This is a genomic window from Streptomyces coffeae, from assembly GCF_016741875.1.
Classification (GTDB): domain Bacteria; phylum Actinomycetota; class Actinomycetes; order Streptomycetales; family Streptomycetaceae; genus Streptomyces; species Streptomyces coffeae.
On the sequence record NZ_JAERRF010000009.1, the window covers coordinates 376,343 to 388,822 of the forward strand.

Annotated in this window: 11 protein-coding genes; 6 read left to right on the forward strand and 5 right to left on the reverse strand. The window is 71.4% G+C overall.

The features are described 5' to 3' along the window. Position 1 precedes the first annotated feature (1 nt). Genes JK363_RS18370 through JK363_RS18390 form a run of 5 tightly spaced genes read left to right on the forward strand, consistent with a single transcriptional unit; the run spans position 2 to position 5,637 of the window. Positions 2-898: an ABC transporter permease gene (locus JK363_RS18370; RefSeq protein WP_201875987.1), complete on the forward strand. Its 897-nt coding sequence runs from the start codon at positions 2-4 to the stop codon at positions 896-898. Further along, positions 895-1,779: an ABC transporter permease gene (locus JK363_RS18375; protein ID WP_201875988.1), complete on the forward strand. Its 885-nt coding sequence runs from the start codon at positions 895-897 to the stop codon at positions 1,777-1,779. The genes JK363_RS18370 and JK363_RS18375 overlap by 4 nt, the downstream gene beginning before the upstream one ends. Positions 1,780-1,783: 4 nt before the next feature. Continuing rightward, positions 1,784-2,854 carry an ABC transporter ATP-binding protein gene (locus tag JK363_RS18380; RefSeq protein ID WP_201875989.1) on the forward strand — a complete coding sequence of 357 codons (1,071 nt, stop codon included), beginning with the start codon at positions 1,784-1,786 and terminating at the stop codon, positions 2,852-2,854. A 46-nt stretch (positions 2,855-2,900) separates the two neighbouring features. Then, complete coding sequence (locus JK363_RS18385) at positions 2,901-4,214, forward strand: flavin monoamine oxidase family protein (RefSeq protein ID WP_201875990.1); 1,314 nt, start codon at positions 2,901-2,903, stop codon at positions 4,212-4,214. Further along, positions 4,207-5,637 (forward strand): aminobutyraldehyde dehydrogenase, encoded by a 1,431-nt coding sequence (locus tag JK363_RS18390; protein WP_307821768.1) that lies wholly within the window; start codon positions 4,207-4,209, stop codon positions 5,635-5,637. Before JK363_RS18385 ends, JK363_RS18390 begins: the two co-directional genes overlap by 8 nt. A gap of 34 nt (positions 5,638-5,671) precedes the next feature. Here JK363_RS18390 and JK363_RS18395 read toward each other — a convergent pair whose 3' ends face one another. Further along, positions 5,672-6,532 (reverse strand): helix-turn-helix domain-containing protein, encoded by an 861-nt coding sequence (locus JK363_RS18395; protein ID WP_201875991.1) that lies wholly within the window; start codon positions 6,530-6,532, stop codon positions 5,672-5,674. A gap of 300 nt (positions 6,533-6,832) precedes the next feature. On the opposite strand from JK363_RS18395, the gene JK363_RS18400 reads away from it, so the two are divergent. Continuing rightward, positions 6,833-8,305 (forward strand): MFS transporter, encoded by a 1,473-nt coding sequence (locus JK363_RS18400; RefSeq protein WP_307821769.1) that lies wholly within the window; start codon positions 6,833-6,835, stop codon positions 8,303-8,305. Positions 8,306-8,309: 4 nt separating this feature from the next. Here the strand turns inward: JK363_RS18400 and JK363_RS18405 are convergent, their stop codons facing one another. The 4 genes from JK363_RS18405 to JK363_RS18420 all read right to left on the reverse strand — a co-directional run bounded on the left by JK363_RS18405 (position 8,310) and on the right by JK363_RS18420 (position 12,463). Beyond that, positions 8,310-8,669: an alpha/beta hydrolase gene (locus JK363_RS18405; RefSeq protein ID WP_201875993.1), complete on the reverse strand. Its 360-nt coding sequence runs from the start codon at positions 8,667-8,669 to the stop codon at positions 8,310-8,312. A gap of 354 nt (positions 8,670-9,023) precedes the next feature. Beyond that, positions 9,024-9,824: an enoyl-CoA hydratase/isomerase family protein gene (locus tag JK363_RS18410; RefSeq protein ID WP_201875994.1), complete on the reverse strand. Its 801-nt coding sequence runs from the start codon at positions 9,822-9,824 to the stop codon at positions 9,024-9,026. Then, on the reverse strand, positions 9,821-11,047 hold the full coding sequence (locus JK363_RS18415) for a CaiB/BaiF CoA transferase family protein (protein WP_201875995.1): 1,227 nt from the start codon (positions 11,045-11,047) through the stop codon (positions 9,821-9,823). Before JK363_RS18415 ends, JK363_RS18410 begins: the two co-directional genes overlap by 4 nt. Before the next feature lie 45 nt (positions 11,048-11,092). Then, the gene (locus tag JK363_RS18420) at positions 11,093-12,463 is read right to left on the reverse strand and encodes a M20/M25/M40 family metallo-hydrolase (RefSeq protein WP_201875996.1); all 1,371 of its coding nucleotides are present in this window, start codon (positions 12,461-12,463) and stop codon (positions 11,093-11,095) included. Positions 12,464-12,480: the final 17 nt, after the last annotated feature.

The following is a 12,480-nucleotide window of genomic DNA, read 5'->3' on the forward strand; positions in this document are numbered from 1 at the left end:
CATGACACTCCCCCATCTCTCCCGCATCCGCCGACGCGCCCGCCGCGCCAACGGCACCCGCATCTGGACCTGGTTCATGCTCCCCGGCACCCTCTGGATGACCGGCTTCCTGATCGCCTCCCTGCTGCTGGTCGCCGTGCTGGCCGTCGGCACCACCGACAGCCTCGGCAACCCCCGCTTCGGGTTCGACCTCAGCAGCATCCGGGCCCTCACCGACCCCGCCTACTCCCAAGTCCTGCTGCGCTCCCTCGGCTACTCCGTACTGACCTGCGTGATCTGCCTGGTGGTCGCCTACCCCGTGGCGTACACCATCGCCCTGCACGGCGGACGCTTCAAGAACGCGATGATCGCCGCGATCGTGGTGCCGTTCTTCGCCAACTACCTGGTGCGGATGTACGGCTGGTCGGTGGTGCTCTCCGACGACGGTCCCCTGCTGAAGGCGCTGCGCGACATCGGTCTCGCCGACTCCGGCACAAGGATCCTCAACACCGGTGCGGGGGTGGTCGCGGGCCTCGTCTACGGATTTGTGGTCTTCATGATCATCCCGCTGTACGCCGCCCTGGAACGGCTGGACGTCTCGTTGATCGAAGCCGGGCGGGACCTGTACGGCGGTCCCCTGCGCACCTTCTTCTTCGTCACCCTCCCGGCCACCCGCCAGGGCGCGGCGGCCGGACTGGTCCTGGTCTTCCTGCCCGCCATGGGCGACTTCGTCAGCGCACAGCTGATGGGCGGCCCGGACCAGATCATGATCGGCAACCTCATTCAGGACAAGTTCTTCCAGGGCCAGAACTGGCCGCTGGGATCGGCGCTCACGATGATGCTGATGCTCGTGCTGCTGATCGGCATGCTCGGCTATCTCCGGCGCACCCGCAAGGACGAAGCGGAGGCCCGCCGATGACCCTGTTGCGTACGCCCACCACCGGTGCCGCCACGGACGCTGCGCGTTCCCGGACCCGGAGGCGCCGTGGACGCGCCGACCGCAGGCCGCGTCTGGCCCTCTCCGTCACGGTGCTGTTCTTCGCCCTGCTGTATCTGCCCATCGCCGTGGTGGTGCTGTTCTCCTTCAACACACAGAAGTCCCTGACCGTCTTCGACGGCTTCAGTCTGCGCTGGTACCGGGCCTTCTTCCACGACGACGTCCTGATCTCCTCACTGGGCACCAGCCTGCGGATCTCGCTGGTCGCCATGGTGGGTTCGGTCCTGCTCGGGGCGGCGCTGGCGCTCGGCCTGGTGCGCTGCCGGACGCGGCTCGGCTCGGTGGCGGGTCTGGTCATGCTGGTGCCGCTGATCACGCCGGAGATCGTCACCGGTGTGGCGTCCATGCTCCTGTTCAAGGGCCTGGGGATGACGCTGTCGACGGCCACCGTGATGCTCTCGGAGATCACCTTCTCCATCTCCTACGTCACGGTGATCCTGCGCTCCCGGGTCGCGGCGCTCAACCCCGAGGTGGAGGAGGCCGCGATGGACCTCGGCGCCACCCGCTGGCAGGCGGTACGGCTGGTGACGCTCCCGGCCCTGGTGCCCACCGTGCTCGCCTGCTCGGTGCTGATCTTCGCGCTGGTCTTCGACGACTTCGTCCTCGCCTACTTCACCACCGGTGTCGAGCCGCAGCCGCTGTCCGTGCGGATCTACTCCGCGATCCGCTTCGGGGTGCAGCCCACCATCAACGCCGTGGGCACGCTGATGCTCGCCGGGTCCATCGGCCTCATCGCCCTCGCCCTCTTCATTCCGCGCCTGTTCGGCCGCCGCGGCGGCCTCGATCTCCTTTCAGGGAAGTGACCCCATGGACGCGACTCCCGCAGTCCGGCTCGACGGCGTCTCCAAGCAGTACGCGGACTCCTACGCCGTCCGTGACGTCAACCTCGACATCGCAGCGGGCCAGTTCTTCTCCCTGCTCGGCCCCTCGGGCTGCGGCAAGACCACCTCGCTGCGGATGATCGGCGGGTTCACCGACCCCACCGAGGGTGCGGTGCTGCTCGGCGGCGAGGACGTGACCGCGCTGCCGCCCAACAAGCGCAACGTCAACACCGTCTTCCAGAGCTACGCCCTCTTCGACCACCTCAGCATCGCCGACAACATCGCCTTCGGACTCAAGCGCAAGGGCGTGGACCGGGCGGAGATCCGCCGACGGGTCGGCGAGATGCTGGAGCTGGTGCAGCTCAGCGGGCAGGCCCGCCGCAGGCCCCGTACCCTCTCCGGCGGTCAGCGCCAGCGGGTGGCACTCGCCCGCGCCCTGGTCAACCGTCCGGCCGTGCTGCTGCTGGACGAACCGCTGGCGGCCCTCGACCTGAAGCTGCGCCGCCAGATGCAGGTCGAGCTCAAGCAGATCCAGCGCGAGGTCGGTATCACCTTCGTCTTTGTCACCCACGACCAGGACGAGGCTCTGACCATGTCCGACCGGGTGGCGGTGATGAACGAGGGCCGTGTCGAACAGTGCGGCACCCCCGAGGATGTGTACGAGCACCCCACGAGCCGCTTCGTCGCCTCGTTCATGGGCACCTCCAACCTGATGGCGGGCACCTACCGGGACGGCGCGGTCGTCCTGGACCAGGGCCCCGCGCTCCCGGTCGGCCAGCGGGACGGCATGAGCGACGGCACCACCGTCAGCATGTCCGTCCGCCCCGAGAAGATCTGGCTCTCCGACTTCGAACCGGGCATGGAAGTGCTGCGCGGTGTCATCCGCGAGACCGTGTACTCCGGGCCGACCACCACCTATCTGATCGAACTCGCACCGGGGGTCACCCTGTCGGTGCTGGAGCAGAACACCGCGCGGGCCCGTATGGAGGACCGCTGGATCGGCGGCGAGACGGTGGAGTTCGGATGGCGCCCCGAACACTGTCTCGTCCTCTCCTGACCGCCCCACCCGCGCCCCGCGCGCACCGAACGAAGGAACCGACGAGATGCACCACGATGTGATCGTGCTGGGCGCCGGTCTTGCCGGGCTCAGCGCCGCCCGCGACCTCGCGGCCGGTGGCGCCGATGTCCTGCTCCTGGAGGCCAGGGACCGGGTCGGCGGCCGGGTCGAGCAGACCCGGCTGCCGGACGGCCGCACCGTCCAGCTGGGCGGCGAAGTGGTGGGCCGCGCCCACACCGCGTATCTGGCGCTCGCCGAGGAGCTGGGCCTGGCGCTGGTCCCCAGCTATGTCGACGAGCCCGGCAAGATCACCCGGGCTACTCCGGAGGGCCGGTCCGCCGGGGATCCGCCGCACTGGTTCGGCCCCGGCGATCTGGCCCAACATGAGCGGCTCAGCGCGGAGTTCGTGGCCCTGGCGGCGGACGTCGACCCGGAAGCCCCCTGGGCGCACCCGGAGGCCGACGCCCTGGACCGGCTCTCGGTCGGCGGCTGGCTGCGGTCCCGGCACGCCTCCCCCGCCGTCGTCCGGCTGTGGGAGATCGGCCAGCTCGCCCTGGCCGACGGGTCCTGCGAACGGACCTCGCTGCTGGCGGCGCTCCGCAAGAACGCCGCGGTACCGAGCAGTGGCCCCTACGACTACGAGGACTGGGAAGGGCTCCGGCTGGCCGACGGGTCCGCCACCCTCGCCGAGGTCATGGGGCGCGAACTGGGCGGACGTATCCGCCTCGGGTCACCGGTGGCCGCGCTGGAGGTCGCCCCCGGCCGCTGCGCCGTACGTCTGGCAACCGGCGAGACACTCACCGCGGGGGCCGTGGTCAGCGCGCTGCCGGTGGGCCCGCTGCGTTCAGTCGCGATCACCGGTGTCGGCGCGGCCCGGCTCGCCTCGCTGCGCCGCCAGCGCCAAGCGGTGGCGGCGAAGTTCACCGCCGTCTACGACGAGCCGTTCTGGCGCGAGGCCGGTCTCAACGGACTGTCGGAGTGCGAGGGTGTGCTCGGTTCGACCTGGCCGCAGAGCAACGGTGTGCTGTCGGCCCTGGTCCCTCCCGAACGCTACGGGGTGCTGCTGGGCACACCGCCTCAGCTGCGCACCCCCGAACTGCTGGAGGAGATGGCCGGAATGTTCGGCGACCGCGCCCGTTCACCGCTCGCCTGCCATCTACGGCTGTGGGGCACCGACCCCTGGACCCAGGGATATGTCACCCAGTGGCCGCCGGGCGAGGTCATGGCCGTGGGACCGCTGCACGGCACACACGAGCCGCCGTTCTACGTCTGCGGCTCCGACCAGTGGGTGGCGGGCTATATGGAGGGCGCGGTGCGCACCGGCCGCGCCACGGCCCGGGAGGTGCTCAGCCGTGGCTGACCGCAGTGACTCCTCCGTCGTCAACCACATCGGCGGCGCCGATGCGGCGGCCGTGTCCGGTGCGACGATGCGGCTGGTGAACCCGGCCACGGGCGCGGCCGGTGGCACGGCTCCGCTGTCCGGCCCGGCGGATGTGGACGCGGCGTGCCGGGTGGCGCGCGACGCCTTCGAGACATGGTCGCTCACCACACCGCTGGAGCGGCAGACCGCGCTGCTGCGGATCGCCGACGCCCTGGAGCGGCACGCGGACACGCTGGTGGAGGCGGAGGTCGCCGACACCGGCAAACCGTACGCCGCCTTCCGGCACGACGAACTGCCCCCGACCATCGACGTCCTGCGCTATTTCGCGGGCGCCGCCCGGAACCTGCCCGGTGTCGCGGCGGCCGAGTACACACCGGACCGCACCTCGGTCCTGCGCCGTGAACCCGTCGGGGTGTGCGCGCAGATCACACCGTGGAACTACCCGCTGATGATGGCGGTGTGGAAGATCGCCCCGGCGCTGGCGGCGGGCAACACCGTGGTGCTCAAACCCTCCGACACCACTCCCCGGTCCACGGTGGCGCTCGCACGGCTCGCCGCGGAGCATCTGCCGCCAGGTGTGCTGAACGTGGTGTGCGGCGACCGCGACACGGGGCGGGCGCTGGTCGCGCACCCCGAAGTGCGGCTGGTGGCCCTCACCGGCAGCGCCCGCGCCGGGCGGGAGATCGCCACCGCCGCTGCCGCCGACCTCAAGCGGCTCCATCTGGAACTGGGCGGCAACGCACCGGTTCTGATACACGAGGACGCCGATCTCGACGAGGCCGTCGGCCAGTTGTCGTCACTCTCCTTCTACAACGCCGGACAGGACTGCACCGCCGCCACCAGGATCCTGGTCCACGAGCGGGTCCACGATGCCTTCGTGGACGCCTTCGCCCGCGCTGCCTCACGGCAGCGCCCCGGCGGCCCCGATGACCCGGACGCCGACTTCGGGCCGCTCAACAGCGCGGACCATCTGCGCACGGTACGCGGCGCGCTGGACCGGCTCCCGCCCCACGCCGAGGTGGTGGCGGGCGGCTGCGCCCTGGACCGTCCCGGCTTCTTCCACGAGGCCACCGTGGTGACGGGGGTGCGCCAGAGCGACGACATCGTCCAGAGCGAGGTGTTCGGCCCGGTGGTGACCGTCCAGCCGTTCGCCGACGAGGCGGAGGCGCTGCGCCTGGCCAACGCGGTACCGCAGGGGCTCGCCGCCAGTGTGTGGACCCGGGACCATGACCGCGCCATGCGCGCGGGCCGGGCCCTGCGCACGGGGATCGTCTGGGTCAACACCCATGGCACCACGGTCTCCGAGCTGCCGCACGGCGGTGTCGGGCAGTCCGGCTACGGGAGCGATTTGTCGCTGGGCGGACTGCTGGACTACACCCGGCCCAAGCATCTGATGCTGTGAGCCGATGTGGCCTCACTCCCCCGGGCACGGCCGCTCACCGAGGTGCGGGGTGGGCGGCCGGGTCCAGGCGGAGCATGGCCCCCTCGTCGGGGGAGTCCGCCGGAGCCTGGTAGACGATCAGGCGCTGACCGCCGCTCCGGGCGAGGGTCATCACCTCGAACGTCAGCGTCATCGCACCCACCTTGGGATGCTGGAAGGTCTTCTTGCCACCGCCGCGCTCCCGGACCTCGTACCGGTTCCAGATCTCGGCGAACTCCGGTGATTTCAGCAGTAGTTCGCCGACGAGCCGGGCCAGGCGCGGCGCGTCGGGGTCGGCGCCCCCGACCGCCCGCAGATGGGCGGCCGACTTGGCGACCGTCTCCTTCCAGGGGACGAAGAGGGCGCGGCCGACGGGGTGCAGGAAGAAGTACCGGGTGATGTTGCGCTGTTCGGCGGGCCAGTCCCACAAGCCGGGCAGCAGGCCTCGCCCGGACGCGTTCGCGGCCAGGCAGTAGTTGTACGCGTCGACGACGTACGCGGGCATCGGCCGCAGCCGCTCCAGCATCTGGTGGACGGACTCGCGCACCGTGCCGTCGGCGGCGGGCCGGGGTTCGGCCGACCGGCCCGAGGCCAGCTCCGCCAGGTCGTGCAGCCGCTCGTGCGTCTCACCGCAGAGGCGCAGGGCGCGGCTGATGGCGTCGATGACGGCGGTGGAGGGGTTGGTCTCGCGCCCGCGCTCCAGGCGTGTGTAGTAGTCGACGCTCACACCGGCGAGCGTGGCCAGTTCCTCGCGGCGGAGGCCGGGCGTGCGGCGGATGCCCGCGCCGGGCGGCAGCCCCGCCTGCTCGGGGCTCACCAGGGCCCGCCGCGCCCTGAGGAACCTGCCCAGTTCCGTACCGCCGTTGCCACCACTCATCCGTTCATTGTCTCAGGAGCGCAGCCCTGTTGGGGGGCCGTGGCAGGGCCTGGAACGGGGCGCCCCGGCGAACGGCGGCCTGCCGCGCCAGCGGGCCCGGCGGCAGAGTGGGCGATGTCGCGGGACGGCCCGTCCCCGCGGTCCCAGGGGGTGCACGGCACCGGACCGCGGACGTGGGGGCGGTGTCCGTTCCGCCGCGCCGTTTGCGCGAAGTGTTGTCCGGGGCGGTCCGGTTCCCGGTCGGGACGGGCCTGTTCGGAGCCCTCTTCGCGCCCACCCTTCTCGCTGGAGGAGTCATCTGTGAGCGTCACCGCCGGGCACGACCGCGTGCCGTCCCCCGCACCGGACCCGTTGCCGACGCCTCCCTCGCCGCCCGGCGCCGCAGACGCCGTGACGGCCGGTGGCGGGCGCGACGCCACCGGCGGCCGCCCCGGGGTCGCGCTGATCGCCGCCCTCCTCGGCTTCACCGTCATCACCGTCGACGTGTCCGCCGTGAACCTCGCCCTGCCCGCCATCCGCGACAGTCTCCACGCCGGGATGTCCGGCCTCCAGTGGGTGGTGGACGCCTACACCCTGATGTTCGCCGCCCTGATGCTCTCCGCGGGCGCCCTCGCCGACCGGGCCGGGGCGCGGCGCGCGTACGGGTGGGGGGTGTCGCTGTTCACGCTGGCCTCGCTGGGCTGCGCGCTCGCCCCGGACATCGGCACCCTGGTGGCGGCCCGGGTCCTCCAGGGCGGTGCGGCGGCCATCGTCATGCCCGCCTCGCTCGCCCTGATCCGGCAGGCGTACCAGGACGCCCGGCACCGCGCCCGCGCCATCGCCCTGTGGACGGTCGGCGGCTCGGTCGCGATGGCCGCCGGTCCGGTGCTGGGCGGGGCCCTCACCCAGGCCGCCGGCTGGCGTTCGGTGTTCCTGCTGAACCTGCCGTTGGGGGCGGTGATCCTGCTGCTGCTCACCCGGGTGGCGCGCTCACCGCGCAGGCCCGCGCCGCTGGATCTGCCGGGCCAGATCACCGCGGTGGTGGCGCTCGCCGGTCTCGCCCTTGGTGTGATCGAGGGCGGACACGAGGGGTGGACCAGCGCCGTGGCTCTGGGCGGGTTCGCCGCCGCGGCCGCCGGGGGCCTGGCCTTCCCGTGGGTGGAGCGACGCCATCCGGCACCGATGGTGCCATCGGCCATGCTCCGGCGCCGTGAGGTGTCCGTGTCGCTCGCCGTGGGCTTCGCCATGAACGCCGGTTTCTACGGTGTGGTCTTTCTGCTCGGCCTCTACTGCCAGGAGTTGCGGGGCATGTCCGGGCTCACGACGGGACTGATGTTCGTCCCGCTGTCCGCGCTCATCACCACCACGAACCTGGTCTCCCCGCGGCTGGCCGAACGCGTCGGTCGTCGGCCCGTCATCGTCACGGGCCAAGTGATCCTGGCCGTGGCGATGTTCGCCCTGCTGCCGCTCACCGCGGACACACCGCTGTGGCTGGTCCTGCTGCTGCTCGCGCCGACCGGCATCGGTGGGGCGCTCGCGGTGCCCGCGCTGACCGCCCTGCTGATGGACAGTGTGCCGGGTGAGCGGGTGGGGACGGCGTCGGGCCTGCTCAACGCCCTGCGGCAGACCGGCGGCGCGCTTGTTGTCGCCTTCTTCGGGTCGTTGCTCGCCGCCTCCGGGGACGAAGCGTTTTCGCTCCCGGGAATGCGGGTGGGACTGGTGGCGGTGGGGGTGCTGCTCTGCGTCACCTCGGTGGTGGCCGGGGCGTTGCTGCCGCGGGGCAGCAGGAGTTGAGCGGCTACCGCTGGCGGAACCTCACTTCCGGGTATCTGACGCCGAGTCGCTTGGCCGGCGGCGCCAGATCGGTGAAGGGGAGGTGCTCGGTGTCGTCGACGGTCAGCCAGCGCCTCCAGCCGGTGAGTTCGCCGCAGGTATCGTCCCAGGTCGGGTCGGCGCCTCCGGGGACACGACCGGGATTGCCCGCAATCAGAAAGGGACGGTCCAGCGGAGTGTCGTTGGGGTACCGGAAGTTGCCGTCCAGATTGACACCCGCTCTGACCCGGGCATCGGCCGCCATGGCGGGGACGGTGCTGAAACCACCGGCCGAGTGGCCCACCATGGCGACATGGTCGGAGTTGATGCGGATGCCCTTCCACACCAGGTGTGCGCCCGTGCACCTGGAGGACGAGGACCGCGCCGATCCGTGTGGCTTGCCGCACGATCGGGTACGTCCCCGTGGGCTCGGGCAGTGCCGGGCCCGATCGTGGTGCCACGGCTTTTGCCGGTACCGGTGGGGCGGAGGGGGTTCCCGCGGGCGGGAACGGCGGGCAGCAGGCCGGCGACCGCCACGACGACGGCCACGCAGGCCCGAAGAATGCGTCCCATGAGCGTCCTTGGATCGATGTCCGATCGCGCCGGTGTGTCACGACTCTGCGGGCGAACGTAGGGAGAACCGCCGCGCATGCCATCAGCCCCGGGGTGACAACCGGCGCAAGTGCGTACCTCCCCGGGTCTACAGCCGCCGACGACCTGCCGGAGCCGGTACCGCTGCCGGGGACCGACCGAGGAACGCCGCGATCGCCCGGTCGAAGTGGGGGCGTGCCACCGCCGGCCGTGGGTTGACGGCGGTGGCTCTCCGCTGAGGTTCCAGCGCGGCGGTGACCGCCAGTTTGGCGGCCCGGATCGCCGACGGCGGGTGCTCTGCGATGTCCGCGGCCAATCGACCGACGTGGGCGGTGAGTTGGGCCTCGGCCACGATGTGGTCGGCCAGCCCGAGCGCCACCGCGGTACGGGCGTCGACGAGCCGCCCGGTGTAGAGCAGTTCCCGTGCCGCGGCCGGCCCGGCCACGGCGACCATGCGCGCGGCGAAGGCTGGGCTGGCGAGGATGCCGAGCCGGGCGATGGGCATGCCGATCCGGGCGCTGTCCGCCATGAGCCTCAGGTCGCAGGCAAGGGCAAGCTGGCATCCGGCACCGGCGGCCGCGCCACGGATCTCGGCGATCACCGGGACAGGGCACTCCTCGATCGCCGTGAACGCCCGCTCCATGTGGGCGAAGGACTCTTCGACGTACCCGGTGCCGGCGTCCGCCCAGTCGCTCATGTCGGAGCCGGCGCAGAAAGTGTCGCCTTCTCCCCGGATCACCAGCACCCGCAGCGACGGGGCGGCTCCGAGCTCCTCGACCTGGGCGGCCAGGCGCTGCCAGGCCCGGCCGGGCAGGGCGTTGCGGCGGGTCCCGTCGCCGACGTGCATCTCGGCGACCGCCCCGGACCCGGATGCGGCGACGGCGAGTCCGGACGCGGGCGAGGAGTTCATTTCACGGCCCCTCGCGTACGGAGACCGGCCAGTTGACGCGGGTCGACGCCGAGGGCGGTCAGGATGTGCTCGGTGTGCTCGCCGTGTCGGGGAGGCGGTGTGCGCACGGTCGCCGGGTGATCGGACAGCTTGATGGGCGAGGCGATGGTGCGCAGCGGCCCGGCACTGGGGTGGTCGATCGAGGTGACCATGGAGCGCGCGAGCACCTGGGGATGTCTCAGGGCCTCCTCGACGGTGTTGATCGGTCCGACCGGTACCCCGGCCTCGGTGAGGAGCACGGCCCATTCCTTCGCGCCGCGTTCCAGCAGTGCGCGTTCGATCAGCGGAAGCAGCTCCGCGCGGTGGCGGACCCGGTCGGGGTTGGTGGTGAACCGCGGGTCGTCGACGAGTCCGGCGAGACCGATCGCGGTGGCGAAACGCCGCCACAGCCCGTCGTTGCCGGCGGCGACCATGAGGTGTCCGTCGGCGGTGGGGAACGCCTGGTAGGGCACGATCGCCGGGTGGGCCGAACCGTGGCGCCGCGGGATCTCGCCCGAGGCGAAGTAGCCACTGGCGACATAGCTGAGCCAGGCCACCTGCCCGTCCAGCAGCGAGACATCGACCCATTCCCCTGTGCCGGTGTGCTCGCGGTTGCGGAGAGCGGCGAGGATGCCGATGGCGGCCCACATCCCGGCGGCGAGGTCGGCGGGCGACACCCCGAAGCGCACCGGTGGTCCGGTGGGTTCACCGGTCACGCTCATCACGCCGCTGACGGCCTGTGCGATCGCGTCGTAGCCCGGCTCGCCCCGGTACGGGCCGGTCTGCCCGTAGCCGCTGATCGAGGCGTACACAACGCCGGAGTTGGTCTCGCGGACGTCCTGGTACCCCAGCCCGAGGCGGGTCGCGGTGCCGGGCCGGAAGTTCTCCACGACCACGTCGGCGGTGGCCGCCAGCTGTTGTATCAGGCGCAGACAGTCGGGGTCCTTGAGGTCGACCGCGATGCCCCGCTTGTTGCGGTTGACGCTGTGGAAGTACGCCGCGTCCTCGCCCTGGAAGGGCGGGCCCCAGACGCGGGTGTCATCGCCGGAGACGGTGTCCTCGACCTTGATCACATCCGCGCCCAGATCGGAAAGGATCATGGTGCAGAACGGACCGGAGAGGATGCGGGACAGGTCCAGGACCTTCAGTCCGGCGAGTACACCGCCGTGGACGAGCCAGGGCCGGTGGTGTGGTGCGTTGCGCATCGTGGTGTTGCGCCTTTCTTCCCGTGGGTCACCGGGGCCGGAGGGTCAGGAGCCCAGTTCGAGGAGCAGTTCCATGCAGATGGCGGTGGCGTCGAGGAAGTAGTCGACGCGCAGGTTCTCGTTGGGCGCGTGGTTGGCCTGGTCGTGGTTGGCCAGCGGGAGGCCGATGCTGGGCACACCGAGGATCCCGGTGAAGATCCAGTCGGGAAGGGTGCCGCCGTACGCGGGGATCAGCAGCGGATCGCGCCCGGTGACCCGGGAGATGGCCCGTGCCACTTTGGGTGTGTGCGGGTTGTCGATCGGGGTCCGTGACGCCGGTACGCCACCGAGCTTGGTGAGCGTCACATCGGGTGCGTGGGTCCGCAGGTGTGCGGCCACCCGTTCGAATACGGCCTGCGGGTCGTGTCCGGCCGTGAGCCGGATGTCGATTCCCGCCTCCGCGGTGTCCGGGATGATGGTCCGGCACGTATCGCCCGAGGTGATCCCGTTGATCGTCAAGGTGGGGCGGTCGGCCAGGCGCTCATAGAAGGACAGTCCGTCGAAGGCGGGGTCCATCTCGGTCAGCCCGATGTCGCCGAGCACCTCGGGCAGGTCGAGCGGGAGTGCGGCGAAGGCGGCGCGGTCAGCGTCGGACAGCGGTTCACGGCCGTCGTCGAAGCCCTCCACCAGGACCCGGCCGCTGGGGTCCTTCAGACTGGCCAGCGCCTGGACCAGCCGCCATGCCGGGTTGGGCGCAACATTGCCGAAGTTGCCGGAGTGCAGAGGACGGCTGGGGCCGGTGGCGCGCAGTCGGAGCCGCAGCATGCCACGGACACCGTGCGAGACGCACCATTCTCCGGACTCGTGCACCGAACGGTCGCTCCAGACGACAAGATCGCAGTCGAAGCGCTCACGGTGTGCGCTCAGGGTGTCCGCCAGCGTGGGGCTGCCGATCTCCTCCTCACCGTCCAGGAGGACCGTGACCGTACAGGGAAGTCCGCCGGCATAGGTGTCGAACAGGCGCAGCGCCTGAAGGTGCGCGTAGTGCTGGCCCTTGTTGTCGCCGGTGCCGCGCCCCCAGATCCGCCCGTCGCGCAGCACGGGCACGAAGGGGTCCGAGTCCCACAACTCCCGTGGTCCGGTGGGCTGTACGTCGTAGTGGCCGTAGATCAGGACATGCGGTGCCCCTTCGGGTCCGGCCCGGTGGCCGACCACCAGCGGACGGCCCCCGCCGTCGAGTACCGACGGGGTCAGACCGGCCCGCTTGACCTCCTCGAGCGCGCGGTCGGTCGCGTCCGGAAAGCCTTCCCCGGTCGCGCTCACACTGGGTTGGCTGAGGTACTCCATCAGTCCGGCGAGGAGTTCGTCCTGGCGCTCATGCACGAGTGCGTGGGGTGTGCCGGGGAACTGGGCGCGCAGGGTGGCGGCGTCCGTCATCGTATGACCTCGTTCTG